The sequence below is a fragment of the Arthrobacter sp. FX8 genome (assembly GCF_026723805.1).
In the GTDB taxonomy this organism is placed as follows: Bacteria; Actinomycetota; Actinomycetes; order Actinomycetales; family Micrococcaceae; genus Arthrobacter.
In genome coordinates, this window is record NZ_CP113505.1 from 2,225,938 (window position 1) to 2,250,115 (window position 24,178).

General features: G+C 68.2%; 21 protein-coding genes, 2 pseudogenes and 1 riboswitch. Of the genes and pseudogenes, 9 read left to right on the forward strand and 14 right to left on the reverse strand.

Features of this window, described 5'->3' with window-relative positions:
* Nucleotides 1–14 precede the first annotated feature (14 nt).
* The 9 genes and pseudogenes from OUO20_RS10160 to hemE all read right to left on the reverse strand — a co-directional run bounded on the left by OUO20_RS10160 (nucleotide 15) and on the right by hemE (nucleotide 9,689).
* Nucleotides 15–1,090, reverse strand: a pseudogene (locus OUO20_RS10160) (LLM class flavin-dependent oxidoreductase).
* Nucleotides 1,087–2,070 carry a porphobilinogen synthase gene (gene hemB / locus OUO20_RS10165; RefSeq protein WP_018768562.1) on the reverse strand — a complete coding sequence of 328 codons (984 nt, stop codon included), beginning with the start codon at nucleotides 2,068–2,070 and terminating at the stop codon, nucleotides 1,087–1,089. The pseudogene OUO20_RS10160 and the gene hemB overlap by 4 nt, the downstream one beginning before the upstream one ends.
* 57 nt (nucleotides 2,071–2,127) lie before the next feature.
* Nucleotides 2,128–3,009 (reverse strand): uroporphyrinogen-III synthase, encoded by an 882-nt coding sequence (locus tag OUO20_RS10170; protein WP_268003333.1) that lies wholly within the window; start codon nucleotides 3,007–3,009, stop codon nucleotides 2,128–2,130.
* 7 nt (nucleotides 3,010–3,016) lie between these two features.
* Nucleotides 3,017–4,015, reverse strand: a complete 999-nt coding sequence (gene hemC, locus OUO20_RS10175) for a hydroxymethylbilane synthase (RefSeq protein WP_268003334.1) — start codon at nucleotides 4,013–4,015, stop codon at nucleotides 3,017–3,019.
* Nucleotides 4,012–5,259 (reverse strand): ferrochelatase, encoded by a 1,248-nt coding sequence (locus OUO20_RS10180; RefSeq protein WP_268003335.1) that lies wholly within the window; start codon nucleotides 5,257–5,259, stop codon nucleotides 4,012–4,014. Before OUO20_RS10180 ends, hemC begins: the two co-directional genes overlap by 4 nt.
* Complete coding sequence (hemQ, locus tag OUO20_RS10185; protein ID WP_018768566.1) at nucleotides 5,256–5,957, reverse strand: hydrogen peroxide-dependent heme synthase; 702 nt, start codon at nucleotides 5,955–5,957, stop codon at nucleotides 5,256–5,258. The genes OUO20_RS10180 and hemQ overlap by 4 nt, the downstream gene beginning before the upstream one ends.
* 113 nt (nucleotides 5,958–6,070) lie before the next feature.
* Nucleotides 6,071–6,442: a hypothetical protein gene (locus OUO20_RS10190; RefSeq protein ID WP_268003336.1), complete on the reverse strand. Its 372-nt coding sequence runs from the start codon at nucleotides 6,440–6,442 to the stop codon at nucleotides 6,071–6,073.
* A gap of 666 nt (nucleotides 6,443–7,108) precedes the next feature.
* Entirely contained in the window at nucleotides 7,109–8,590 is a 1,482-nt protein-coding gene (gene hemG, locus OUO20_RS10195; RefSeq protein WP_268003337.1) for a protoporphyrinogen oxidase, read from the reverse strand.
* A 4-nt stretch (nucleotides 8,591–8,594) separates the two neighbouring features.
* Complete coding sequence (hemE, locus tag OUO20_RS10200) at nucleotides 8,595–9,689, reverse strand: uroporphyrinogen decarboxylase (protein WP_043424792.1); 1,095 nt, start codon at nucleotides 9,687–9,689, stop codon at nucleotides 8,595–8,597.
* A 158-nt stretch (nucleotides 9,690–9,847) separates the two neighbouring features.
* On the opposite strand from hemE, the gene OUO20_RS10205 reads away from it, so the two are divergent.
* Nucleotides 9,848–11,173, forward strand: coding sequence for a glutamyl-tRNA reductase (locus tag OUO20_RS10205; protein WP_144599983.1), 1,326 nt, complete (start codon nucleotides 9,848–9,850; stop codon nucleotides 11,171–11,173).
* A gap of 107 nt (nucleotides 11,174–11,280) precedes the next feature.
* On the opposite strand, the pseudogene moeB reads toward OUO20_RS10205, so the two are convergent.
* A pseudogene (gene moeB, locus OUO20_RS10210) lies at nucleotides 11,281–12,478 on the reverse strand (molybdopterin-synthase adenylyltransferase MoeB).
* Between the two features lie 84 nt (nucleotides 12,479–12,562).
* On the opposite strand from moeB, the gene OUO20_RS10215 reads away from it, so the two are divergent.
* The 3 genes from OUO20_RS10215 to OUO20_RS10225 are packed head-to-tail and all read left to right on the forward strand — an operon-like array spanning nucleotide 12,563 to nucleotide 13,824.
* A complete protein-coding gene (locus tag OUO20_RS10215; protein WP_018768572.1) occupies nucleotides 12,563–13,228 on the forward strand; it encodes a TetR/AcrR family transcriptional regulator in 666 nt (221 codons plus the stop codon).
* 47 nt (nucleotides 13,229–13,275) lie between these two features.
* Entirely contained in the window at nucleotides 13,276–13,500 is a 225-nt protein-coding gene (locus tag OUO20_RS10220) for a DUF3107 domain-containing protein (RefSeq protein ID WP_018768573.1), read from the forward strand.
* A 21-nt stretch (nucleotides 13,501–13,521) separates the two neighbouring features.
* Complete coding sequence (locus OUO20_RS10225; protein WP_018768574.1) at nucleotides 13,522–13,824, forward strand: hypothetical protein; 303 nt, start codon at nucleotides 13,522–13,524, stop codon at nucleotides 13,822–13,824.
* Nucleotides 13,825–13,911: 87 nt separating this feature from the next.
* Here the strand turns inward: OUO20_RS10225 and OUO20_RS10230 are convergent, their stop codons facing one another.
* From OUO20_RS10230 to thiO, 3 genes are all read right to left on the reverse strand, one after another.
* On the reverse strand, nucleotides 13,912–14,727 hold the full coding sequence (locus OUO20_RS10230) for a thiazole synthase (RefSeq protein ID WP_018768575.1): 816 nt from the start codon (nucleotides 14,725–14,727) through the stop codon (nucleotides 13,912–13,914).
* Between the two features lie 4 nt (nucleotides 14,728–14,731).
* Nucleotides 14,732–14,968 (reverse strand): sulfur carrier protein ThiS, encoded by a 237-nt coding sequence (gene thiS / locus OUO20_RS10235; protein ID WP_018768576.1) that lies wholly within the window; start codon nucleotides 14,966–14,968, stop codon nucleotides 14,732–14,734.
* Entirely contained in the window at nucleotides 14,965–16,266 is a 1,302-nt protein-coding gene (thiO, locus tag OUO20_RS10240) for a glycine oxidase ThiO (protein WP_134163765.1), read from the reverse strand. The genes thiS and thiO overlap by 4 nt, the downstream gene beginning before the upstream one ends.
* Nucleotides 16,260–16,378: riboswitch (TPP riboswitch) on the reverse strand. (Overlaps the previous gene by 7 nt.)
* A 27-nt stretch (nucleotides 16,379–16,405) precedes the next feature.
* Here thiO and thiE point away from each other — a divergent pair.
* The 4 genes from thiE (at nucleotide 16,406) to OUO20_RS10260 (ending at nucleotide 21,550) form a co-directional block, all read left to right on the forward strand.
* Nucleotides 16,406–17,137, forward strand: a complete 732-nt coding sequence (gene thiE, locus OUO20_RS10245) for a thiamine phosphate synthase (RefSeq protein ID WP_134163764.1) — start codon at nucleotides 16,406–16,408, stop codon at nucleotides 17,135–17,137.
* Nucleotides 17,138–17,173: 36 nt separating this feature from the next.
* Nucleotides 17,174–18,679, forward strand: a complete 1,506-nt coding sequence (locus tag OUO20_RS10250; RefSeq protein ID WP_134163763.1) for an RNB domain-containing ribonuclease — start codon at nucleotides 17,174–17,176, stop codon at nucleotides 18,677–18,679.
* Nucleotides 18,680–18,968: 289 nt separating this feature from the next.
* Nucleotides 18,969–20,669, forward strand: a complete 1,701-nt coding sequence (locus tag OUO20_RS10255) for a DEAD/DEAH box helicase (RefSeq protein ID WP_268003339.1) — start codon at nucleotides 18,969–18,971, stop codon at nucleotides 20,667–20,669.
* A gap of 8 nt (nucleotides 20,670–20,677) precedes the next feature.
* Complete coding sequence (locus OUO20_RS10260) at nucleotides 20,678–21,550, forward strand: DNA-methyltransferase (RefSeq protein WP_056394077.1); 873 nt, start codon at nucleotides 20,678–20,680, stop codon at nucleotides 21,548–21,550.
* Here the strand turns inward: OUO20_RS10260 and OUO20_RS10265 are convergent.
* A complete protein-coding gene (locus OUO20_RS10265) occupies nucleotides 21,547–22,395 on the reverse strand; it encodes a PHP domain-containing protein (RefSeq protein WP_018768582.1) in 849 nt (282 codons plus the stop codon). The two genes, OUO20_RS10260 and OUO20_RS10265, sit on opposite strands and share 4 nt — an antisense overlap.
* 80 nt (nucleotides 22,396–22,475) lie before the next feature.
* Between OUO20_RS10265 and OUO20_RS10270 the strand changes: the two genes are divergently transcribed.
* Entirely contained in the window at nucleotides 22,476–24,050 is a 1,575-nt protein-coding gene (locus OUO20_RS10270; protein ID WP_056394082.1) for an aminopeptidase P family protein, read from the forward strand.
* Nucleotides 24,051–24,178: the final 128 nt, after the last annotated feature.

The following is a 24,178-nucleotide window of genomic DNA, read 5'->3' on the forward strand; positions in this document are numbered from 1 at the left end:
AGCCGGAAGCGCAGTCAGCCGGCGAGCAGCTCTGCCACCCGGGGCGCCACCGCGGTGCCCATCAGTTCGATTGAACGCATCATGGCCGCGTGCGGCAGCGGTCCGTTGCTGTATTTCAAGTCGAAGCGGTCCACACCCAGGTTCCGCTTCAGCCGGACGATTTTTTGGGCCACCGTTTCCGGCGATCCGACGTAGAGGGCGCCTTCCGCGGAGCACAGGGCGTCGAACTCTCCCCGGCCGGCCGGTCCCCATCCGCGTTCGGCGCCGAGCTTGTTGCGCAGCTTCAGCCAGTGCGGGAACAGTTCTTCCCGGGCCTGCTCATCGGTGTCGGCCACGTGCCCGGGCGAGTGCGTGGCCATCTGCTGCATGGGGTGCCCGTACTTGGCCATCGCCTCCCGGTAGAGGTCGGCAAGCGGCCGGAAGCCGCGCGGCTGGCCGCCGATGATGGCAAAGATGATGGGATAGCCGTACTGGGCGCAGCGCAGCACCGATTCTGGTGTTCCGCCCACCCCGATCCACGTGGGCAGCAGGTGGTGCTCCAGGGGCGGATAGACGCTCAGGCCGTGCAGCGCGGGCCGGGTGCGGCCTTCCCAGTGCACGGGCTTTTGCGCGCGGACCTTGTCGAACAACTCGAGTTTCTCTTCGAACAGGACCTCATAGTCGGCCAGGTCCAGGCCGAACAGGGGGAAGGATTCGATGAAGGATCCGCGCCCCAGCATCACTTCGGCGCGGCCGCTCGAAATGGCGTCCACAGTGGAAAAGCGCTGGAAGACACGGATGGGGTCATCCGAGCTCAGGACTGTTACGGCGGAGCCCAGCCGGATGCGGGTTGTGCGGGCGGCAGCGGCGGCCAGGAAGACTTCCGGCGCTGACACCGCGTAGTCCTTGCGGTGGTGCTCCCCCACGCCAAAGGCATGGAGCCCGACGGCGTCGGCAAGTTCCGCCTGTTCCAGCAGTTGGCGCAGGACCTGGGCGTGCGGCTGCTGGCTGCCGTCCGGAGCCTCGCCAACGTCACCGAAGGTGTTCAGGCCGAGGAGGATGCGGTCCTCCCCACCGGCGCGGTGGGTTCCGCGGCCTGCCCGGCTGTCACCGGGCTTCCTTCAGCCAGCCGGCCAGTTCGGCGGCCCAGTACGTGAGGACCATGTGGGCCCCGGCCCGCCGGATGCCCAGGACGGACTCGGTGATGGCTGCGCGGCGGTCGATCCAGCCGTTGGCGGCGGCGGCCTCGATCATGGCGTATTCACCGGAAATCTGGTAGGCGGACACCGGGACGGGACTCATCGCGGCAACGTCGGCCACGATGTCCAGGTAGCTCATGGCCGGTTTGACCATGATGATGTCCGCGCCCTCGGCGAGGTCCAGTTCAACCTCGCGGAGGGCTTCGGTGCGGTTGCCGGCATCCATTTGGTAGGTCCGCCGGTCGCCCTTGAGCTGTGAGTCCACCGCTTCGCGGAACGGCCCGTAGAACGCCGAGGCGTACTTGGCGGCGTAGGCGATGACGGAGGTGTTGGCATATCCGGCTTGATCCAGGGCCGACCGGATGGCGGCGATCTGGCCGTCCATCATGCCCGAGGGGCCCAGCATGTGCGCGCCGGCCTCCGCCTGTGCAACGGCCATCCTGGCGTAGATCTCCACGGTGCGGTCGTTGTCCACGTACCCGTCGGCGTCGAGGACTCCGCAGTGGCCGTGGTCGGTGAATTCGTCCAGGCACACATCGCTCATGACCACCAGGTCATCGCCCACTTCGGCGCGGACGTCCCGGATGGCCTTGTTCAGCACTCCCTCCGGGTCGAGTGATGCCGAGCCTTCGGCGTCACGGGTTTCCGGGATGCCGAAGAGCATGATGCCGCCCAGGCCGAGCTCAACGGCCTCCGCCGCGGCCCGCTTGAGCGTGTCGGTGGTGTGCTGGACCACCCCCGGCATGGAAGTGATGGGGTTGGGTTCGGTCAGTCCCTCGCGGATGAAGGCCGGAAGGATGAGTTCCGCCGGCGAGAGGCGGGTTTCGGCGGTCAGCCGGCGCATGGCGGGGGTGGTGCGCAGGCGGCGGGGGCGTTGGTTGGGGAAAGTCATGGGTCCTGTCCTTCGCGTTGTTCTTGAAGCTTGAGGGGGCATACCGGGGCGGGGCGGTCAGGGCGGGTTGAGGGCCTTCGCGACGGCCGCCACCAGCCCGTCCGGTGTGGGCTCAGCCGCCACCGCAGCCACGTCCAGGCCCAGGGCAGCAGCCTGGTCCGCCGTCGAACGGCCGATCACCACCAGCCGGCAGCCGCCCAGGGGACCAAGGGCGGAAATACGGCGTACGGCGCTCGGCGAGGCGGCGATCACGGCCGCTATGCGCCCTTCGGCGATGTCCGCGGCGGCCGTTTCGGGCGTCAGGAGGGAGTACGACGGCGGGTGCTGGCCGGCGTCGCCGTCTTCCGGCTGCACGGCGAGCCTGCGGTCGGCTGCCGCCGGATAGTCGACGGTGCGGTAGGCCGTTACGGCGGTGACGGCGCTGCCTGCGGCAGCGAGGCCCTCTGCCAGTGTGCCGGCTGCGATGTCCGCCTGCGGCAGCAGGATCCTGCCGCCGCCGGGCCATACCGCGAGGAGGCCGGCGGCCGACTGTTCGCCGGCGGGGGTGAGGGCGGCATCCAGCCCGCCCGCCGACAGCAGCCTCCGCGTGGCGGGGCCGATCGCGGCGATCCGGGTACCGGAGGGGACCAACTGGCCCAGGCCAAGGCCACGCTCGGCGGCCATTTCCATCAGGACATGCACGGTCGTGGCACTGCTGACCACCAGCCAGTCGAAGGCCCCTGCCGCCAGGGCGTCGCAGGCGACGTCGAGCGCGTGCTGGTCCGGGGCCCGTTCGAAGTCGATGAGCGGCAGCAGCACCGGCGTCGCGCCGGCTCCGGCCAGGGCCTCCACCAGGGCACCGGACCGCTCCGGGCTGCGCGTGACGAGGACGCGGGCTCCGCCCAGCAGGGATTGGCTGGGTGGAATCTGCGGTCCGGACCTGCGGGAAGGCTGCGTCATCGCCGGGTCAGGACGCCTGCAGGTCTGCGATGTCGGCGGCTCCGGCGGCAAGCAGCGCTTCGGCCAGTTCGATGCCCAGCAGGGTGGCCCCGACTTCCGTGAGTCCGTCCGTGGCGCGCTTGTCCCGGACCGTTGCGGTGCCGTCGACGGCGCACACCACGGCTTTCAGGTGCAGCATGCTGCCCTTCCGGTAGGCATAGGCGCCTACCGGGGCTGCACAGCCTGCTTCGAGCCGGGCCAGCAGGGCGCGCTCTGCCGTCACGGCAAGGCGGGTGTCGGGGTCGTCCAGGGCAGCGAGGGCTTGGGCCAGGACCTCACGGGATCCTTCATCCGATCCCGGTTTGGGCGGCGCGTCGGCAGTACGGCATTCGATGGCCAGTGATCCCTGTCCGGCCGCGGGCAGCATCACGTCCGTTTCGAGGTACTCGGTGACGGCGTCCAGCCGGCCAATGCGCTCAAGGCCGGCGGCAGCAAGAACCACGGCGTCCAGGTCGCAGGATTTCCCGGGGACCACTTGGTCAGTGGAGTTGCCTGGCAGGCCGGGAACACGGCCCAGGCGGGTGTCCACGTTGCCGCGGATGTCGACAATGTCCAGGTCGGCGCGGGCCGCCCGCAGCTGTGCAGCGCGGCGGGGCGACCCGGTGCCGACCCGGGCTCCGGCAGGCAGGTCGGCCAGCTTGAACCCGTCGCGGGCGCACAGGACGTCGCGGACGTCCACCCGGCGCGGCGTGGCGGCAAGGCTGAGTCCTACTGCCGCACCGGTGGGCAGGTCCTTGAGCGAATGGACGGCGACGTCGCACTCACTGCGCAGCAGCGCGTCGCGCAGGGCCGCAACAAAGACGCCCGTGCCGCCCATCTGGGACAGCGACCCGGTGAGGACGTCACCGTCAGTGCGGATGTGCACCAGTTCCACCGGGAAACCCCCGACGGCGGCGAGCTGGTCCGCGGTCTGCTGGGTCTGGGTGAGCGCCAGTTTGCTGGCGCGGGTTCCAATCCGGACCGTCACGGCTGCGCCGTCTCGCCGGCATCCCCCGAGGGATAAGGGTCATGCCCCGTGCCCACGGTGGTGTCGGCTCCTGCAATCGTGGGTTTTTCGCCGCGGAAGTTGGCGCAGCAGCCCGGGCGGCAGACGTCGTACCAGGGGCCAAGATCCGTCAGGGCGGGACGGTCGCTGATGTTGTTGGCCACCGTCCGCTCGCAGATGAGGTCCACAAGTCCATTAACGAACGTGCGGTGGGTACCGGGGGTGGGGACGCGGGTGGCCGCAAGGCCGAGGTTTGCGCACGTTTCCATGGCCTCGGTGTCCAGGTCCCAGACAACTTCCATGTGGTCGCTGACAAAGCCCAGGGGGACGATGACGATGCCCTTGACGCCCTGCCCGGCGAGTTCCTCGATGGCGTCATTGATGTCCGGTTCCAGCCACGGCACGTGCGGGGCGCCCGAACGGGACTGGTACACCAGGGACCACGGTGCGGTCAGGCCGGTTTCATCCTGGACCCGCCCGATGACGGCCGCGGCGTTGGCCAGGTGCTGCGCCACGTAGGCGGACCCTTCCTCGAACTCACGCGGCTCACCCTCGGACCGCCCCGCGGCCTCAGCATCCCGGGTAGGGATGGAGTGGGTGGCAAACAGGATGTGGACGGGCGCGTCGGGGCTTCCGGCGTCGGCAAGCTTGGCGCGCACATCGGCCAGTCCTGCGGCAGTTCCCTCGACGAACGGCTCCACGAAACCGGGGTGGTCGAAGTACTGGCGGACCTTGTCCACTTCCAGCCGGCCGTCCAGGCCGGTCTCCGTCAGGGCCATGCCGATGTCCTCGCGGTACTGGCGGCAGCTGGAGTAGCAGGAGTAGGCACTCGTGGTGAGCATCAGCACCCGGCGGTGGCCGGCGTCGTACGCTTCCTGCAGGGTCTGGGGGATGTACGGCGCCCAGTTCCGGTTGCCCCACAGCACGGGCAGGTCGATGCCGCGGGCAGCCAGTTCGGCTTCCAGCGCTGCCTTGAGTTCCCGGTTCTGCTGGTTGATGGGGCTCACGCCGCCGTTGGCGCGGTAATGGTGTGAGACTTCCTCGAGCCGCTCGTCCGGGATCCCCCGGCCGCGCGTGACGTTGCGGAGGAACGGGATGACGTCCTCCTGGCCTTCCGGACCGCCGAAGGAGGCGAGCAGGACGGCGTCGTAATTCTTGGGGACCATGCGCCCGGCCTCGGTGACGGGGTTCACGGCGGTGGCAACTGTGGGGTCGAGCGGGTTCATGCGAGCACCTCTGCTACTTCTTCGGCGGTGATCCGGCGTCCGGTGTAGAACGGAACTTCCTCGCGGACATGGTTGCGGGCCTCCGTGGCGCGCAGGTGGCGCATCAGGTCCACGAGGTCCACCAGTTCGGGTGCCTCCAGGCCGAGGATCCATTCCCAGTCCCCCAGGGCGAAGGAGGAGACGGTGTTGGAGATGACCTGGGGGAAGTCCCTGCCCAGCAGGCCGTGGTCGCGGAGCATCTTGCCGCGCTCGGCCTCCGGCAGGATGTACCACTCGTAGGAGCGCACGAACGGGTAGACGCACAGCCACTCGGCCGGAGCGACGCCCCGCGAGTAGGCGGGCGTGTGGTTCTTGGCGAACTCCGCCTCGCGGTGGACGCCCATGGCGGACCACACGATCTCCGTGCCCGCGAAGAGGGGGCTGCGGCGGATGTCGCGGATGGCCTGCTGCAGCGCCTCGGGCTTGGGGCCGTGGAGCCACACCATGACGTCGGCGTCGGCGCGCATGGCCGAGACGTCGTAGCTGCCCCGGTGCGTGACGCCGGCCGCGGCGAGCCGCTCCAGCAGCGCTTCGAAGTCGGCGGCGGCATCGGCGCTGCGGACCACTGACTCCGACCGCTTGAATACCGTCCAGAGGGTAAAGAACTGCTCGGCTGATTCTTCGGTTTTAGTGACAGATTCGGCAGAAGTGTGGCTCATGGTTACAAGTTTGCCCCTTCGCTGCCCCCAAGGCGAAACCGAAGAGTTCTACAACTCGTAGAAGTGAGCAAAGTCACGTTTGCCTGCCGTGGAGGGCTTCCGGCGCCGCATCCTCAGGGGCGGCGCATGCGCAGGAAGACCAACCCGGCGGCGGCACCCACGCCAACCAGTCCGGCGCCCAACCACACCATGGCATCCGGCATGTCCGGCAGGGGGCCGGTGGAGGAAACGGCGCGGCCCGGGCCCGCGGGTGCAGCGGCAGCCTGCGGCACCCGGGTGGGCTGGGACTGGCGTGCATTGATGGACAGCGCGGTGGGCAGCGACGTGGGCAGGGTGGGAGAAGGCGCAACCGCTCCCCCACTCGCGGCCGGGCCGGCCGCATCTCCACCGGCCTCTCCACCGGTGGCGGTACCTGCCGCCCCGCCGGGGGCTGCTACGGCATCCTGTGAACCGGACGCCTGGCCTGCCGCTTCTGTTCCAGGCAAGGGAGGCGTCGGGGCCGGGGCGCCCCCGCCGGGGAGGTACCGGCCGCGGGGGCAACCCCTGGCGCGGTGGCTGAGGTGGGCCCCGGCTGGGTGCCGGATCCTGGTCGGGTTGCCGTGGAGGATGCTCCGCCGGCCGGCGCCGCAGTCGAGGTGGTCGGGCCGCCGGTCACCAAAGGCGTTCCGGAGACTGTGGGCAGCGGGACGTCCGGAAGCGGCAGTCCCGTCATCGAAGCCTGCGCTGTGGCCTGTGCCGTCGCCGTCGTCGAACCGGGTGCGAGCGAAGCCTTCACGGCCGGCAGCAATGCTCCCGGCACGGCAGGGATGGCCGGAACCTTGCCACGAGGGGTGGCAGTTGAACCGTCGGCGGCCGTTCCGGCCAGGGACGCCTGCGCTGGGGAGTCTTGGGGAGGGGGAACCGCGTCGTCAGCCAAGGACGCCTGCACGCCGGTGGAAAGAACCAGTACCGCTCCGAACGCAGCGGCTGCAGTACCGCGTCGGAGTCCCCCATGGATACCGGTCCGGGACATGGAAAGCTCGGACCTGTGTTGAACCATAGTCATCGACCCTAACCAGAACGGATGGCCGATTGAAAACCGGGAAGGGCCGCGGGGCGTGCGGGTGGATACTGCCAAGAACCCGACGCGCCGGGCTGACCAGCACCGATGCCTAGGCGGCGGTTAATTGGCCGATTTGCTCACGTGTGTCGGCAACGACGGCGGCGAGGCCGTTTCCGGCCACCCAGCCGCCCACGATTGCCAGGCCACCGGCGGCGGTGCAGGCCTGGCGGATCTCTGCTGCCCGGGCGCGGTGCCCCACGGCTGCGAACGGCAGCGAGCCGCGCCATCGGACAACGTCCCATCCGCGCACGTCCCCGCCGGCGATCTGGACGCCCAGGAGAGCGGAAGCGTCCCGCAGGGCGGCTGCGAAGAGCTCGTCATCGGTATCCGGTCCGGCAGGCTGGTGCACCGAAGCGCCGTCCACCCGGCCGTAGGAAAGGCGCACCACGTGGCGTCCCTGGCCGGCAGCAGCCGCCAGCCAGTCCCATTTTCCCGTTGCATGCGTCAGCGCCTTTGCCTCGATGCCCGGCGTTTGCGGGGCCACCAGGATTCCTGTCCCCCGGGGCCGCCGGTCAAGGTCCGGTTTGTCCAGGACCACGGTGACCAGCTTGACGTCAGGTCCGGACGCAGGCTTCTTCCCTGCGATCAGCGGGACGGCATGTTCCAGCAGTCCGACGGCGGCCGGGCCATCCACGGCCACCACCAGCAGGGCGGTGCGGAAGGCTGCACCGCCGGCCTCCACCAGCCAGCCTTCAGGGGTGCGGGATACAGAGGTGGCAGCGGTGTTCGCCAGCAGGGCGACGCCCCGTCGCCTGAGATCTTCCACCAGTGCATCCACCAGGGTGTGCATGCCGCCTTCGAGGCCCGCGACTGCGGAACCGGCCTTGGCAGGTTTTCCTGCTTGGCCGGGCTGGAGTGGGGTGCCGGCGCCGGCTGCCCCGGAATTCTCACCGGCCCCGCGCCGCTGGGCCGAAACCGCGGCAGCGAGGGAACCGTGCCGGCGCAACCCTGCCCGCAGCCCTGGAGCCACCATGTCAACGTCGAGCAGCCCGGGATCTGCGGAGTGGACGCCGCCCACCACCGGCGAGACCAGGCGCTCCAGCACCCGCGAACCCATCCGGGCCCTGACCAGCGCGGAGACGCTGGTGACGCCCGCACCGGCGCCCACGGAAGCGGGCAGCAGCCTGTCCAGGGAGGCCCGCAGCGAGCCCAGGGTACCCAGGGTGCGCCGGACTTCAGGATCCCAGGGGTTGGCGGGGATGCCCAGGACGCCGGTCCTGGGAAGTTCGCGGGCACCATCCGGAAGCTGCACCCACGCACCTCCGGGGCGGGGCGGAACGATCCTTGCGCCCAGGCCAAGTTCTGCGCACAGCCGCGCGACGGCGTCGGACCGCGTGGCGAACGACTCGGCGCCACTGTCCAGCGTGAGGCCCGCTACCGTGTGGCTGCCCACGCAGCCGCCCCACGCCGGGCCCGCCTCCAGGACCGTCACCTCGTGGCCGGCCGCGGCGAGTTCCCGGGCGGACAGCAGCCCGGAGATTCCGCCGCCCACCACCAGTGCCGTGCCGGGCCTCGCCGCAGAACTGCCCATGTGGCTACTCCGGCGAGATGGAGTGGATGAGCTCCACCACCCGGGTCAGGACGTCCGGGTCGGTTTCGGGCGGCACTCCGTGTCCCAGGTTCAGGACGTGGCCGGGGGCGGCGGAGCCGGCGGCGATGACCTCGCGGACATGGGCCTCGAGGATGTCCCAAGGAGCCGCCAGCAGTGCGGGGTCGATGTTTCCCTGCAGCGGGACGGTTCCACCCAGCCGGCGGTTGGCCTCATCGAGCGGCAGCCGGTAGTCGACGCCCACCACATCCACACCCACGTCGCGCATGGCAACGAGAAGTTCGGAGGTGCCGGTGCCGAAGTGGATGAGCGGAGCCCCGAGGTGGCGGACATGGTCCAGGGCGCGGGCCGACGCCGGTGCAACGTACTTGGTGTAATCGGCCAGTCCCAGCGAACCCGCCCAGGAGTCAAAGAGCTGGGCGGCGGACGCGCCTGCCTCCAGCTGGGCCTGGAGGAACATGCCCGAGGCATCGGCAGCCCAGTTGGCCAGGGCGGTCCACGTCTCCGGATCCGCATGCATCATGGTCCGCGGGCCGAGGTGGTCACGGCTGGGTTTTCCTTCCACCATGTAGGCGGCCAGGGTGAACGGTGCGCCGGCAAACCCGATCAGCGGCGTCTTGCCCAGTTCGGCCACGGTCAGGCGGACGGCTTCGCGGATGGGTTCCAGGGCTTCCCAGGTGAGCTGGGGCAGGGCGGCAACGTCGGCCGCCGTACGCACCGGCATGTCAAGGACCGGGCCCACCCCGGGAACGATGTCCACGCCCACGCCGGCGAGCTTCAGCGGGATGACGATGTCCGAGAAGAAGATGCCCGCGTCCACATCGTGGCGGCGTACGGGCTGGAGCGTGATTTCGGAGGCCAGCTCCGGCCGGAGGCAGGAGTCCAGCATGGCGATGCCCTCGCGCACCTTAAGGTATTCCGGCAGCGACCGGCCCGCCTGCCGCATGAACCAGACGGGACGGCGGGACGGCTTGCCTCCGCGGTAGGCCGTGATCAGCGGTGAATCCGCTGTGCGGCCGTCCATCAGTGGATGGTCTGCGGCAAGGGCGCCGGCAGCGGAGACGGCAGGGCTAGGAGTCATGCTTTTGATTGTGCCGAAAAAGAGCTGCAAAAGATAACGACAACCTGTCGCTGGCAACGCGGGCCAGGGGGAGGTGGCGCGGATCACGGTGGAATGTGGCGGTTATCCTTTCCGGTGGTTGTTCTACCAGGCAACGAAAAAGCTATGATTGGTCTGCTGTGGTTCTTTTCTCATTGGTGGCTACACACGCCGACATCGACCTTGAAACCGTTGCTCAGTTGAGCAACGGTTCCTCCGGGATTGCCGCATCCGCGCTCACCGAATCCCCCGCCGTGGCAGGGGCAGTGGTGCTGGCCACCTGCAACCGCTACGAAATCTACGGCGAAGCTGCCAACCCCAACGACGTCGAAGCAGCCCGGGCGGCACTCGTGGCCCGGATCAGCGAGGCCAGCGGACTGGCCGAACCCCTCGTCTCACGTTCCTTCAGCACACGCACCGGACCCGAGGTGACCCAGCACCTGTTCGCCGTCAGCGCGGGACTGGACTCCGCCGTCGTGGGTGAACGCGAAATCGCCGGCCAGGTGCGGCGGGCACTGATTACCGCCCAGCACGACGGCACTGCCAGCGCCGGCCTCATCCGGCTTTTCCAGGCCGCCTCCAAGACAGCCAAGGATGTTGGCGCGCAGACGGCGCTCGGTTCCCGCGGCCTGTCCATCGTCTCGGTGGCACTGGACCTTGCCACCGATCTTTCCGAAAACCCGGACTGGACAACCAAGAAGGTTGTGCTGTTCGGGACCGGCGCCTACGCCGGGGCCACCATGGCACTGCTGCGTGAACGCGGCTGCACGGACATCTCCGTTTACTCCTCGTCCGGCCGGGCCGAAGGATTTGTCGCCTCGCGCGGCGGGACCGCCCTGGACGTGGACTCGCTGCGGTCCGCAGTGGCGGCTGCGGACGTCATGATCGGGTGCAGTGGGTCGGACACCCGGGTCGAAGCCGACGAGCTCGCCCAGGTGCGCGCCGATTCGCCGCAGCCCCTGATCGCCATCGACCTTGCCCTCACCCACGACTTCGACCCCGCCGTCGGCGAGCTGGACGGCGTGGAACTGCTCACCCTGGAATCAGTCCGCCTGGCCGCGCCGCAGGAACAGGCGGAATCGCTGGCCCAGGCCAGCGGCATCGTGAAGGGTGCCGCCAAGGCCTTCGAGCAGGAGCGTGAAGCCCGCTCCGTCGATTCAGCCATCGTTGCCCTGCGGCGCCACACCATGAACGTCCTGGACGCGGAGATGGAAAAGGTCCGTGCCCGCCACGGCTGCACCGCCGCCGCCGAGGAAGTCGAGTTCGCCCTCCGCCGCATGGTCAAGCAGCTGCTGCACGTACCCACGGTCCGCGCCCGCGAACTCGCTGCGAACGGCCAACAGGACGACTACGTTGCTGCGCTGGAGGCCCTGTACGGCATCACTGTCGAACAGCCCGCCACCGCCGCCCCTGCCGCCGTCGAGGCCGAATGCCCGGTGGACCACCAGGGCCGCGAAACCGCCTGACCACGCCCCATCACTACCTGCACTATTTACGGCAACGCCCCATCACTTTCTTCTGGAAAGTGATGGGGCGTACTCCAAAAGGGCGCGGGAAGTGATGGAGCGTCCCGTCAGTAGACGGGCTTCTGGGGTTCCACCTCACGCACCCAGGCCAGGATCCCGCCGTCAAGGTGGCTGACCCGCTGGTAGCCGGCCTGCCGTGCCGCTGCCAGCACGTTCGCGGACCGGGTGCCGGCCTTGCAGTGGAACACGATGTCCCGGTCCTGCGGAAGTTCGTCCCACGCCTCCCCGGCAAGGATCCGTCCCTGCGGGATCAGTTTGGCCCCGTCGATCCGGACGATGTCGTATTCCCCGGCTTCGCGGACATCTACCAGCTCGAAATCCTTGAGCCCGGCTTTCCGCGACGCCAGCATGGTGGCCAGCTGGGTAGCGGTGACTGTATGTTCCGTGTCCGCCTGCGAGGCGGGAGCGATGCCGCAGAAAGCCTCGTAGTCAGTGAGTTCGGTGATGGGTTCCGCCGCGGGGTCCTTCGACACCCGGATCTCCCGCCAGCTGCCGCCCAAGGCGTCAAAGAGGGCCACGCGGCCCAGCAGGGAACGCCCGACGCCGGTGATCAGCTTCACTGCCTCGGTCACCATGAGCGATCCCACGGCAGCGCAGAGCATGCCGAACACACCGCCCTCGCCGCAGGACGGCACGGACCCCGCGGGGGAGCCTCCGGATACAGGTCGCGGTAGGTGGGCCCGTGCTTCTCCCAGAACACGCTGACCTGGCCGTCGAACCGGAAGATGGAACCCCACACGTAGGGCTTGCCCAGGATGGCCGCGGCGTCGTTCACCAGGTACCTGGTGGCGAAGTTGTCGGCCCCGTCAAGGATGAGGTCGTACCCCGGAACAACTCCAGGGCGTTGGACGCGTCAAGGCGCAGGTTGTGCAGCCGGACATCCACCAGCGGATTCAGCTCCGCGATGGCATCGCGTGCCGACTCGATCTTGGGCCGGCCCACGTCGCTGACGCCGTGGATCACCTGCCGCTGCAGGTTGCTCAGGTCCACCACGTCGTCGTCGACGATTCCAATGGTTCCAACGCCTGCCGCGGCCAGGTACAGCAGGGCCGGGGCGCCCAGGCCGCCGGCACCGATCACCAGCACCTTGGCGTTCTTGAGCCGCCGCTGGCCCAGGCCACCGATCTCGGGAATGATCAGGTGCCGGGAGTACCGTTCAACCTCGGCAGGGGTGAGGCCGGCGGCCGGTTCCACCAGCGGATCCAGGGAATGGGTTGAAACATTTGCGGTGAAAGACGAAGCCATACTTCAATGTATGCCCCGGGATACCGCCGGGTCATATTACCCCGCAGTAAAGTGAAGGTAACTGCAATGGAAAGAAGGACAACTGTGGTCCCTGAAGCACGGGCTGACCGCCCGCCCGCCGCCGAACCGCAAACTCCCTCCCGCCCCGCAGGCCATCGGTCCGCCCGGCTGCCCCGGGATGAGCGCCGCGCACAGCTGCTTGCCGCCGCCCAGGAGGTGTTCGTGGCCAACGGCTACCACGGCGCGGCCATGGATGAAATTGCAGAGACCGCCCATGTCAGCAAACCGGTGCTGTACCAGCACTTTCCGTCAAAGCGGGAACTCTACCTCGCACTGCTCGAGAGCCACCTGGCGTCCCTGACCGAGTTGATGCTTGGTGCCCTGAATTCCACCACGGACAACGATGAACGGGTCCAGGCCGTCATGCGCGCCTACTTCCATTTCATCGCCAGCGACGACCAGGCCCACCGCCTGGTGTTCGAGTCCGACCTGATCAACGACCCCGACGTCAGCTCCAGGCTGGAAACCTTCAACCGGACCTTCGCCGACGCCATCGCCAGGGTCATTGCCGAGGACACCAAGCTCCCCCACCTCGAGGCCGAACTCCTTGGCCGCGGACTGGCCGGAATGGCGCAGGTCAGCGCGCGGTACTGGCTGGAAACGGACGGCAACCTGGACCTCAACGTGGCCAGTGACCTCATCTACCGTTTAGCTTGGCGCGGAATCTCTCGCTTCCCCAAAGAGTCCTAGACTACAAATAAGACATCATCGACGAACTTCACAGGCTGGGAGGCCCCTTGGAAATTAAGATCGGCGTTCAAAACGTTGGCCGCGAGATCGTGCTGGAATCGGACCAGGACGCGGAGACTGTGGCCAAGGTTGTTGGCGAAGCCATCACCGGAGGCAACGAACTTCGCCTGAAGGATGAAAAAGGACGCCTGATCATCGTTCCGGGCAACGCTCTTGCCTATGTGGAAATCGGTGCCGAAGAGGTTCGGCGCGTAGGTTTCGGCCAGTTCTAGTCCCCGGTTCCAAGGAGATCCATGCTTTCGCTGTCCATTGTGGTGCTGGCCACTGTCGCCGGCGGCTTCGTCGTCTGGGCCAATGACAAGCGGCACGCCAAGTACGGTGCGGCGCTTCCGGCCGGCGTCGCCGCGGGTGCTGCGGCGCTGGTGTGGATCATTCTGATGGCGGCCGGTTTCGGCTACCTGCCCGGGCTGACCTGGCTTCCCTGGGTCCTGCCCATCGTTCTGGGCATTGCTGCCGCCATCGCCGCCGTCGCCTATTTTGGCCGTACGCGGGCGCGCCATGATGCGGAACGGCTCACTGCGATCCTGCGGCGCTGAGCCGTCGCTGGCAGGCTCCCAGGCATATGGCTGTGGCCACCACCCAGGCGGGTGGTGGCCACAGCCCTTTAGGTGAATGGCCGATGCCTAGAGGAACTCGGCCCGGCCTTCCATGGCAGATGAGGCGAGGGCATGCTCCCGGCGCGGGATGCGCCCGGCCGCCCGGGCCATCCTGCCCGCGATCACCGCGTGCTTGAAGGCTTCTCCCATGAGGGTGGGGTTCTGGGCGCGGGTCACGGCCGTGGCCAGCAGCACGGCGTCGCAGCCCAGCTCCATGGCAAGGGAGGCGTCGGATGCCGTGCCGATGCCGGCATCCAGGACCACGGGCACGGAGGCCCGGGAAACGATGAGCTCAATGTTGTGCGGGTTCAGGATCCCCAGGCCGGTGCCGATCGGGGCACCCAGCGGCATGACGGCGGTGGCTCCAAGGTTCTCCAACCGCAGGGCCAGCACAGGATCGTCGTTGGTGTAGGCGAAGACCTTGAAGCCGCGGTTGACCAGCTGCTCGGTGGCCTCGACCAGTTCCACGGCGTCCGGCAGGAGGGTTTGTTCATCGGCGATGACCTCCAGTTTCACCCAGTCTGTTTCCAGGGCCTCCCGGGCCAGTTCCGCGGTAAGGACCGCGTCCCTGGCCGTGAAGCAGCCGGCCGTATTGGGCAGGACCCGGATTCCGTGATCCACCAGCAGCTGGAACAGCGAGCCGGTTTCAGCCGTGGAGTAGCGCCGCATGGCCACGGTGGTCAGTGCGGTGCCGGAGGCAAGGAGCGCCGCGCCCAGGCCATCGAGGCTGGGCGCTCCCCCGGTGCCCATGATGAGCCTGGAACCCAGCTCGACGCCGTCGATCACCAGGGCGTCGCCGGCACCGGCGTTTCCTGCAGGGTTGATGGTGCTGGTTTCGGTCATGGCGTCAGCCTCCCTGTACTGCTGTAACAAGTTCGATGTCGTCGCCGTCGGCGAGCGCGGTGGCGAACCATTGGCTGCGCGGCACCACATGGGCATTGTGCGCGACGGCGACGCCGAGTTTCCCGCCGTCGGTCGCCTGTCCGTTGTCCGCCAGCGGGCGTCCGGTGACCTCGCTGACCAGCGTGGTGATCGAAGCTCCGTCGGCCACCGTGTGCGGGTTTCCGTTAAGGGTGATGTTCACGCAGTCTCCTTGATGTGGGGGCTTGTTGCTGCCGTTGCCGGCCTGGAAAACCGGTCCGGGCTGAAGGGTCCCCAGCGGGGATCGGCCCTGCCGTCCAGCAGTTCCCTGCAGATGGCCGCCGCGGCGGGAGTGAGCAGGACTCCGTGCCGGAAGAACCCGGTGGCGATGATGAGTCCGGGGACGTGCCCGGCCTGTCCTCCCCCGGCGCCCGGAGCGGCCGGCACCCGGCCCAGGAGCGGCGCGTTGTCAGGGGTACCGGGGCGGGCGCGGGCGGTGCATTCCAGGAGTTCGAGTTCAGCGACGGCGGGCACCAGAGCCTGCGCATCCCGCAGCAGCTGGTAGACGCCGCCGGCACTCACGGCATCGGAGAGGGCGTCCTCCCGCTGCGTAGCTCCGATCACCACGGTCCCGTCCTGCCTGGGAACGATGTACACGGGGATGCCGTGGACCAGGCCGCGCACCGTTGACGTCACCAAGGGCTGAAGGTGGCGGGGAACGGCAAGGCGCAGGATATCCCCGTGCACGGGCCGCAGCGGCAGCTCAAGGCCGTCCGGCAGGCCGTCAAGCGCCCCCGCCTGCAGGCCATTGGCCACCACGGTCTCCGTTGCCAGCACCGTGCCGCCGCCGGCCAGGCGGACCCCGGAAACCGTTCCGCCCTCCCACAGCAGCCCGGCTGCCCGCTCCGGCACGGCAAAACCTTCCACTGCCCCGGCAACCGCCAGCTGGGGCTGCTCCTGCGCCGCGCCGGCCAGGGCCAGCCGCAAGGCGGCCACCAGGCGCCGGGGATCCACCTGGTGGTCCGCCGGGGTATCAAGTGCGCACGCAATGGCCGGGCTGAGCAGCGGCTCACGCTTCCGGGCCTCCCGCACGGTCAGGGGTTCCACCGCCAGCCCGTTGGCCTGCTGGACTGTGCGCAGGTCCATCAGCGCCCGGCGGTCGGCCGCGTCGGCACCCACGGCGAGGGTCGGCGTCGTCAGGTATCCGGAATCCGCGCCCGTTGCCCTGCCCAGCCCGGCGGCGAACCCGGGCCAGCGCGATGATGCGTCAAGCATCAGTTCCAGGAGCTCTTCCTCCTGGTAATGCAGTTCGCTGACGGGAGCCAGCATGCCGGCCGCCGCCCAGCTGGCGCCGGTACCGGGCGCGTCATCAATGAGGACCACCGAGCGCCCGGAACGCTGCGCCTCCCAGGCAATGCCGTGCCCCACCACTCCCCCGCCGATGACGGCAACGTCGGCCCGGAGGGTGGAGGGAATGGAGCTGCGGGCGGACCCGGGGTGATGGGTGAAGGGGGTACGCATGTGGGTTCCTTCCCTACGCCGGCATTAACCGGATCAGGTCAAGCGGTCGGCTCTGACGCCCTCTCAGCCCGGCGCTTTGTGACAGCCGCCGCGGGCTCCCGCAGTACCAGCCCAGTTTAGAGGAACTAGGCTTGCACGCATGAATGTGTCCACCCCATCCTTTCCCGCCGGCCACCACGCTCCAGCCACCGAAGTCGTCAATTCACGGGACAACGACGCCCTGAAGGCAGCCCGCCTGTACCTCTGCACCGATGCGCGCCGGGACCGCGGCGACTTCGCGGAGTTCGTTGACGCCGCGTTCGCCGGTGGCGTGGACATCATCCAGCTGCGCGACAAGACCATCGAGGCGGCCGAGGAACTGGACCTCCTGGCGGTGCTGAAGGAATCCGCGGTACGGCACGGAAAGCTGTGGGCGGTCAATGACCGTGCGGACATCGCCGTCCTCTCCGGGGCACCGGTGTTCCACATCGGCCAGAAGGACCTGCCGCTGGCGGCGGCGCGCACGCTGGTCAACGGCAACGCCGCCATCGGGCTCTCCAGCCACACCACCGGGCAGGTGGACGCCGCCCTGGCAGCAACTGCCGGACCAGCCGGGCTGGACTACTTCTGCGTGGGTCCGGTCTGGGCAACCCCCACCAAACCCGGCAGGTCCGCCGTGGGCACTGACCTGGTGAAGTATGCCGCCGAGGCCTCACGGCAGGCGGCGGACCCCGTGCCCTGGTTCGCCATTGGCGGCATTGACCACGGAAACGTCCACCAGGTGGCGGAAGCCGGTGCGCGCAGGATCGTGGTGGTGCGCGCCATCACCGAGGCCTCCGATCCCGCCGCCGCTGCCGCCTCCCTCCTCGACGCATTGGACGCCGCCGCCTGATGCCATATCGGCGGACTTGGAGCTACGCTGACTTTTGTGTCACATCATCGGCTGGCTCCAAACGTCCATGACCACAGGAACGCCCTGGAAGAGGCGTTGGGCCTGCTGCGCACCGAACTTGAACTGCCGGGACCGTACCCGGCTGAGGCAGTGGCGGATGCCCGGGCCGCTGTGGCAGCGCTGAAGCTTCCGTCCTACGACCTGACCGCCGTCCAGTTCGTGACCATCGATCCGGCCTCCTCCACGGACCTGGACCAGGCGGTGTTCATCGAACCGGACGGGAACGGCTACCGGGTAATGTACGCGATCGCCGATGTGCCGGCGTTTGTTGCGCCGGGAGGTCCCCTGGACGCCGAGACCCGGCGCCGCGGCCAGACGTTCTACGCTCCGGACGGCCGGATTCCGCTGCACCCGGAAGTGATCAGCGAGGGGGCAGGAAGCCTGCTGCCGGGCCAGGATTGTTCGGCTTTCGTATGGGACTTCACGCTCGACGGCGACGCAACGGTTGTGTCGGTGGGCGTCAGGCGGGCGCGGGTCCGCAGCCGCGACAAGCTCAGCTACAAGGGTGCGCAGGAAGACCTCGACGCCGGGACGGCCTCGCCGGTGCTGCGGCTCCTCCGCGAGGTGGGCCTGAAGCGGGTGGCCCTGGAGCGGGAACGCGGCGGGGCCAGCCTCAACATGCCCGAGCAGGAAATTGTCCAGCTGCCCGACGGCGGCTACCGCATTGCTGCCGTACCGCAGCTTCCCGTGGAGGACTGGAACGCGCAGATTTCCCTGATGACCGGGATGGCCGCCGCGCAGCTCATGCTGGAGGGCAAGGTGGGAATCCTGCGCACCATGCCCGCCCCGGACGAACGGTCGCTGAAGCATTTCCGGCTGCAGACCGAGGTGCTGGGCAGGCCCTGGGACGGTGAAGTCAGCTACGGCGAATACCTGCGTTCCCTGGATCCCACCGATCCCCGCCAGCTGGCCATCATGCATTCCGCCGGCATGCTGTTCCGGGGCGCCTCCTATACCGCCTTTGACGGAACGGTCCCCGAGGACGGCGTGCAGTCTGCCATCGGCGCGGCCTATGCCCACACCACCGCGCCGCTCCGCCGCCTGGTGGACCGCTTTGTGCTGGTGATCTGCGAGGCCCTCAGCAATGGCGGGGATGTTCCGGACTGGGCGCGGGAAGCCCTGCCGCTCCTGCCGGGCATCATGGCCGGATCGGACCAGCTCGCGTCCAGGATGGAACGACTGGCCCTGGACACCGTTGAGGCCGCGCTGCTGCTGAACCACATCGGGCAGGAGTTCGATGCGATCGTGATTTCCGGCTCCCGGCCGCAAAACGGAAACGGGAATGGAAACGGGACCGGGACGGTGAAAAACGGCAACGGGAAGAACGGAAACGGCACCGGAAGTTCGGGCATCATCCAGATTGCCGAGCCCGCGGTCACTGCCCGGTGCGCCGGCGAGCTGGAGTCGGGTACCAAGGTCCGGGTCCGGCTGGTTTCCTCGGACATCACCACCCGCGAGATCCATTTCGAGCTGATCCCGTAAGCGGCGGCGGCCGCGGCAGGCGGGCCGAAACGTGTTTCTGCGACCTTGCAGCTAGACTGAGAGGGTAGAAATGGATGCCCGGTCGTTGATTTCCTTGATTTGAAACCAACAAGCCCGCCCCTACGCGATCTTGAGATTTGCCCGTTGGTCACCAGTGCCAGCATTAGATAGCCCGCGATCGGCTTCCACTGGAATCGCTTGCGCGCCTGAGCGTGCTCCGGAACGGCCAGTCCTGGCCGGCCCGTTGAGCAGGCAGCGCCATTGCCCAAATGAATAAGGAAACTCCCCCGTGAGTGAATTGCATACCCACCAGCTCCTGAGCGATGAGACCGGCACGGAAACCATCGAGCCGGAAGAAACCATCATCTCCGACGAGACCCCGCACGAGATCGCGGAAAAGTCCTTTGCCGACTACAACGTCCGCGAGGACATCGTGGAATCCCTGGCTGACGCCGGGATCACCCACCCGTTCCCCATCCAGGCCATGACCCTTCCGGTGGCGCTGGGCGGCCACGACATCATCGGCCAGGCCAAGACAGGCACCGGCAAGACCCTGGGCTTCGGCATCCCCGCCCTGCAGCGGGTCATCGGGCAGGACGACCCCGGCTACGCCAAGCTGGCCGTCCCGGGAGCCCCGCAGGCCCTGGTCATCGTCCCCACCCGCGAACTGGCGGTGCAGGTGGCCGGTGACCTGGTGACCGCTTCCCGGAAGCGCAACGCGAGGATCGCCACCATTTACGGCGGCCGCGCCTACGAGCCCCAGGTGGAGGCCCTCAAGCAGGGCGTCGAGGTTGTGGTGGGTACCCCCGGCCGGCTGATCGACCTTTTCAAGCAAAAGCACCTGAGCCTGAAGAACGTCAAGATCGTGGTGCTGGACGAAGCTGACGAGATGCTGGACCTTGGCTTCCTGCCGGATGTCGAGACCCTCATCGCGGCAACTCCCGCAGTCCGCCAGACGCTCCTGTTCTCCGCCACCATGCCCGGTCCGGTCATCGCCATGGCCCGCCGCTACATGACCCAGCCCACGCACATCCGCGCCGCGGACCCTGAGGACGAGGGCCTGACCAAGCGCGATATCCGCCAGCTGATCTACCGTGCGCACAGCATGGACAAGATCGAAGTGGTGGCACGCATCCTGCAGGCCCGCGGCCGCGGACGGACCATCATCTTCACCAAGACCAAGCGCACCGCCGCAAAGGTGGCCGAGGAACTGGTGGACCGCGGCTTCGCTGCCGCTGCCATCCACGGTGACCTGGGCCAGGGCGCCCGTGAACAGGCACTGCGGGCATTCCGCAACAACAAGGTGGACGTCCTGGTGGCAACCGATGTCGCGGCGCGCGGCATCGACGTCGAGGACGTCACCCACGTGATCAACTACCAGTGCGTGGAAGACGAAAAGATCTACCTGCACCGGGTGGGCCGCACCGGCCGCGCGGGCAACAAGGGCACCGCTGTCACGTTCGTGGACTGGGACGATGTTCCCCGCTGGGTGCTGATCAACAAGGCGCTGGGCCTCAATGTGCCCGAACCTGTCGAAACCTACTCCTCCTCGCCGCACCTCTTCGCGGACCTCGACATCCCCGTGGGTACCAAGGGCCGGCTGCCGCGTGACAAGCGGACCCTGGCTGGCGTCGACGCCGAGGTGCTTGAGGACCTGGGCGAAACCGGCAAGAAGAACAGCCGCGGCGGCAGCCGCGACGGCGGCCGGTCCCGGGAACGGGACGGCCGTGGGCGGGAAAGCCGCACTGGCAGCCGCGAAGGTTCCCGCAGCGAAGGAAGCCGCAGCGGAGGCGACACCGCGCGCAGCGGCGAGCGCCGCCGTCGGACGCCGGACTCCGCCGCCGCTCCCGCGGCCGAGGCTGCCGCACCCGCAACGGGCGGCGAACAGCCTTCACGCACCCGCAGGCCCCGGACCCGCACCCGCCGCCGCAACGGCGAAGTGGTGGCAGGCGCCGACACGGGCACGCAGCCTGGCACGTCAGAGGGCTAACTGCCCCGATGACTGACACTGTTTGGGCGCCGGACGGCGGCAGCCTGGTGGTACACGCTGACAACGCGGAGTACCTCCCCACGCTGCCGGACGGCGCCTTCACACTGATTTACGTGGACCCGCCCTTCAACACGGGCAGGCCGCAGCTGCGCCAGGAAACCAGGATGGTGGTTAACGCCGGCGGCAGCGGGGACCGCGTGGGCTTCAAGGGCCGCTCCTACGACACCATCAAGGGCGCCCTGCACCGCTACGATGACGCGTTCAGCGACTACTGGTCCTTCCTGGAACCCCGGCTGGTGGAGGCATGGCGCCTGCTGGCCGACGACGGAACCCTCTACCTGCACCTGGACTACCGCGAGGTGCACTACGCCAAAGTGATGCTTGATGCGATCTTTGGCCGCGAATGCTTCCTGAACGAGATCATCTGGGCCTACGACTACGGCGCGCGGGCCAAAAACCGGTGGCCCACCAAGCACGACAACATCCTGGTGTACGTCAAGAACCCGGCGAAGTACCACTTCGACAGCGCCGAGGTGGACCGCGAGCCGTACATGGCGCCTGGATTGGTAACGCCTGCCAAGCGCGAGCTGGGAAAGCTGCCCACCGACGTCTGGTGGCACACCATCGTCTCACCCACCGGCAAGGAGAAGACCGGTTACCCCACGCAGAAGCCGGAGGGCCTGGTCCGGCGGGTGGTGGCCGCCTCGAGCCGGCCCGGTGACTGGTGCCTGGACTTCTTCGCCGGCTCCGGAACGCTGGGGGCCGTTGCCGCCAAGCTTGGCCGGAAGTTCGTGTGCGTGGACCAGAACCAGCCCGCCATTGACATCATGGCCAAGCGGCTGGGCGCGCACGCCACCGTTGCCTCGTTCCAGCCCAGCTAGGGCCGGACGACGGCGGCTCCCGTGCCGAGTGCCTCGATCCGCGCGAGCATGTCGGGTGCCGTGAGGTTTTCGCCGAGCAGGTTGGGCTTGCCGGTGCCGTGGTAATCGGAGGAACCGGTAATCAGCAGGCCGTGTTTGGCCGCGAGCCTGCGCAGGAAGTCCCGGCCCTCTTCCGGGTTGTCCCGGTGGTCGATCTCCAGGCCGGCCAGCCCGGCGTCGATCATGTCGCGGTAGGTCCGCTCCCCCACGATCCGTCCCCGTGCGGACGCCACAGGGTGGGCGAACACGGGCACGCCGCCGGCGGCACGGACGAGTTCGACGGCGGTGGCCGGGTCCGGAGCATAGTGCGGGATGAAGTACCGGGACCGGGAGGTGAGGATGGAGGCGAAGGCTTCCGAACGGTCCTCCACCACGCCCGCCGCGACGAGGGCGTCTGCGATGTGCGGCCGTCCAAGGGTGGCGCCGGGTGCCACGTGGTGGATCACGTCATCCCACGTCAGCGGGTAGTCCTCCGCCAGGATGGTGACCATCCGTTCGGCCCTGGTGAGGCGGGAATCCTTGGCCTTGGTGATTTCCTCCAGGAGGCCGGGATGGGTGGGATCATGCAGATAGCTCAGCAGGTGGACGCTGATGCCCTCCTCCGTCCGGCATGAAACCTCCATGCCCGGTACCAGTGCCACCCCGCAGGTTGCTGCGGCCGCTGCCGCCTCCGCCCAGCCTGCCGTGGAGTCGTGGTCGGTCAGGGCCACCACATCAAGGCCGGCACGCGCGGCGGACGCCATGACATCGGCGGGCGTTTCGGTACCGTCGGAAACATTGGAGTGGGCATGCAGGTCAATCCTCACTGGTCCAGCGTAGTGGACCACGGCCCCGGGACCCGGCTGTCCTGTTCGCTTAGCCGGGATGCTGGTGAGACGATGGTGCCGTGAACGATGCCGAAAACACCCAAAACTCTGCTTCCCAGCCGTTGGAGGAGCGCGTCAACAACCGCTCGCAGCGGCCCAGTTCCAACGCTTTCAAGGCCTTCATGGCCAGCAACTGGGCGCCGTCCAGCCAGGAGCTTCCGCAGCGGGACGCCGTCGCCGGATACGCCGCTGCCCGGCGCAAGGCGATCTCCGCCCTGTTCAACGGCGAACGCCTGATCATCCCCGCGGGGCCCCTGAAAGTCCGTTCCAACGACTGCGACTACCGCTTCCGCCCGCACTCCGGCTTCGCCCACCTGACCGGGCTGGGCCTGGACCACGAACCGGATGCCGTCCTGATCCTGGAACCCGTGGCAGAAGGAACGGGCGACGACGGCGGGAACCACCGCGCGACGCTGTACTTCCGGCCGCTGGCCGGCAGGGACACCGAACAGTTCTACGCCGATTCCCGCTCCGGCGAGTTCTGGATTGGGGCCCGCCCCACCCTGGAGGAATTCGAGGCCCGCCTGGGACTGGCCACCGCGCACATCGACCAACTGGAAACGGCCATCACCAAGGATGTGGGCGCCCCGGAGATCGGCGGAATCTCCATCCGCCTGGTCCGCAAAGTGGACGAGAACATTGACGCACTGGTGGACACGGCCCGGTACAACACGGCCAGGGACCCTGAGAACCTGGACCTTGGCGTCCTTGATGCCCTGGACGAAAAGCTCAGTGAGGCCCTTTCCGAACTGCGCCTGCTCAAGGATGAGTGGGAAATCGAGGAAATGAAGATCGCGGTGGCGGCCACCGTCGAAGGCTTCGAAGAAGTGGTCAAGGCCCTTCCGCGGGCACTGACGCATGCCCGCGGCGAGCGGGTGGTGGAGGGAGCCTTCTTCGCCCGCGCCCGCGAAGTGGGCAACGAACTGGGTTACGACACCATCGCAGCATCCGGCAACAACGCCACCGTGCTGCACTGGACCCGCAACACCGGACGCATCCACGCCGGCGAGCTCCTGCTCCTGGACGCCGGTGTCGAGGCCGACTCGCTCTACACAGCAGACATCACCCGGACGCTTCCGGCCAGCGGCTCCTTCAGCGACATCCAGCGCAAGGTCTACCAGGCAGTCCTTGATGCTGCCGACGCCGGGTTCGCCGCTGCCCGGCCGGGAACCAAGTTCCGTGACATCCACACCGCCGCCACCACCGTGCTGGCAGAACGCCTGGCCGAATGGGACATCCTGCCGGTCAGCGTGGAGGAGGCCATCAGCCCCGAGGGGCAGCAGCACCGCCGGTGGATGCCGCACGGCACCAGCCACCACCTGGGACTGGACGTGCACGACTGCGCGCAGGCCAAACGCGAACTCTACCTGGACGGCATCCTCACCGAAGGCATGGTCTTCACCATCGAACCGGGCCTGTACTTCAAGAAGGAAGACCTGGCGATTCCCGAGGAATACCGCGGCATCGGCATCAGGATCGAGGACGACATCCTCATGACCGCTGACGGCCCCGTGAACCTCAGTGCCGCCCTGCCGCGGAAACCGGAAGACGTGGAGGACTGGATGGCCGGCATCTACCGGACCGAAGAAGCCTGACCCCGGCCGGAAACAGCAAAGAGCGGGGCCGCCGGATTCGTTCCGGCGGCCCCGCTCTTTGCGTTGGCGCTCCCAGGTTTCCTTGGCTTTCAGGTTTCCTTGGCTTTCAGGCTTCCTGGACCTTGGCT